General features: G+C 39.6%; 2 protein-coding genes and 1 pseudogene. 2 read left to right on the top strand and 1 reads right to left on the bottom strand.

The window, feature by feature from the left end; genetic code table 11:
- Nucleotides 1-74: 74 nt before the first annotated feature.
- Nucleotides 75-530 (bottom strand): annotated as a pseudogene (locus tag QUA02_RS33315) (ISAs1 family transposase); the annotation flags it as partial.
- Between the two features lie 189 nt (nucleotides 531-719).
- Between QUA02_RS33315 and QUA02_RS33320 the strand changes: the two are divergent.
- Both QUA02_RS33320 and QUA02_RS33325 read left to right on the top strand, forming a co-directional pair.
- Nucleotides 720-884, top strand: a complete 165-nt coding sequence (locus QUA02_RS33320) for a hypothetical protein (protein ID WP_333034005.1) — start codon at nucleotides 720-722, stop codon at nucleotides 882-884.
- Nucleotides 885-970: 86 nt separating this feature from the next.
- Nucleotides 971-1486, top strand: coding sequence for a DUF6444 domain-containing protein (locus tag QUA02_RS33325; protein ID WP_333034007.1), 516 nt, complete (start codon nucleotides 971-973; stop codon nucleotides 1484-1486).
- Nucleotides 1487-1590 lie beyond the last annotated feature (104 nt).

Raw genomic sequence — 1590 nt, forward strand, 5'->3', positions numbered from 1 at the left:
TGAGGCTATTTCTGCCCATTCTTGTGACTTGGCTATGCCTGAGCTCATTCCCATTCTTCAGACCTGAATCCTTACGACTTTTTATCAACCTTAACCTGTCCTAAAACTAATCTTTGACTGGTCGCCCAAGCACTGACCATATGAATTGCTTTTTTATCTCCTCCCCCATCGTAAGAATGGCGAAGAGTTTTGCCATCAATTGCGATTACTTCTCCTGGAATGAAACAACTAATAGATTGAATCAAACTCAAAAAACATTTCTGAAATTGCTCCGGTTTTAGGCGAGAAAATACTCGCGCAATTGTGTCATGTGAAGGTATGCCATTCGGCAATTCTAAAATTTTTTTTAACCATTCGTATTTAGCTCGACCGTAACTTTCAATATCCACCCATGTATCCGCACCGCAAATCACCGCACAAATTGAGAGGGTGATAATATCAATTAATTGATGATGTTTCGTTCGCTCAATTCTTGGATCTTCTAAGTCGGCAAAATGGTCGGCGATGGTGATTTTAGGTTTGAGTTTCATACAGGTAAACCCTAATTAAATGTTTTGTAGTTACTCAATAATTCTTCTCCAATATACCAGATTCTGTTAACATGAAATTTAGATGCGTTCGCCCTGGTCGCTGATGGTTATTATTACCGCTTTAAATTCTGGAATGCTGTACGTGATGCAGATTTAAATTTGATTGGTAAATTAAGAGTTGATGCCAACTTGAATTACATTTATACAGGTGAAAGAAATAAACGGGGCGCTCCTCGCAAATATGATGGTAAGGTTGACTGCAATAATTTGAAAAATTTAACTTTTATCAAAGAAGTTAAGCTGGGAGTCAAGCTTTATTCATTAGTAGAAGGCGAGTTGTTGTTTAAAATGTAAAATACGTTTAGCCTGTCTGTCTGAACGTAAGGATTCAGGTAAAAAATAGTGAGCGTGAGAGCCGAAAAATATGGTAATGTAGTCAGATGAGCGAAAAGTCAGAGTTATCAGCAGCACTAAAATTAGAAATGGTTGACCAGTTGAGCCACCAGGAGCTGGTCAAAATTGTGCTCACCCAACAGAAGCTGATTGAAAAATTACAACTCCAGCTCGAAAAGCTCCAAGAGAGACAGCCCAGCAATAGCAAAACATCATCGAAACCCCCATCAAGCGATCTGATACAAAAATCAGAGACAGCCAAAGTTGACAACTCAAAAGAGTCAGAAGCCGAGCCAAAGCGTAAACCAGGAGGACAGCCGGGACATATCGGTAAAACCCGAAAAGGATTTGGGCGAGTAGATAGATATCAAATCAGCACTCCTGACTCTTGCGAGCATTGTGGTAGCAGAGAATTAAGTGATGCGATCGGTTACAGCAAGCAGCAATTCGCGTGTTTAGCAGCCTTACCAATTGAAGTGGTGGAATATCAACGAGTCAAATGTCAATGTAATGAATGTGGAGCAATGACGATCGGCTCACCAGCATCCGGGATAGTTCCTTGACTTGACTTGAGCATCGACCTACAAGCATTAAGTAGTTAAGCAAAATTAATTACATAATTATCTCCAAATTCTTTAAGAATTCTTTCTACAGATGAAACAAGAGA

It is taken from the genome of Microcoleus pseudofavosus SVA1_A4 (assembly GCF_036700565.1).
GTDB lineage: Bacteria > Cyanobacteriota > Cyanobacteriia > Cyanobacteriales > Microcoleaceae > Microcoleus.

What these genes read in the sequence shown, in the direction of transcription:
- QUA02_RS33325 (WP_333034007.1), top strand. Translation starts at nt 971, where the DNA reads ATGAGCGAAAAGTCAGAGTTATCAGCAGCACTAAAATTAGAAATGGTT.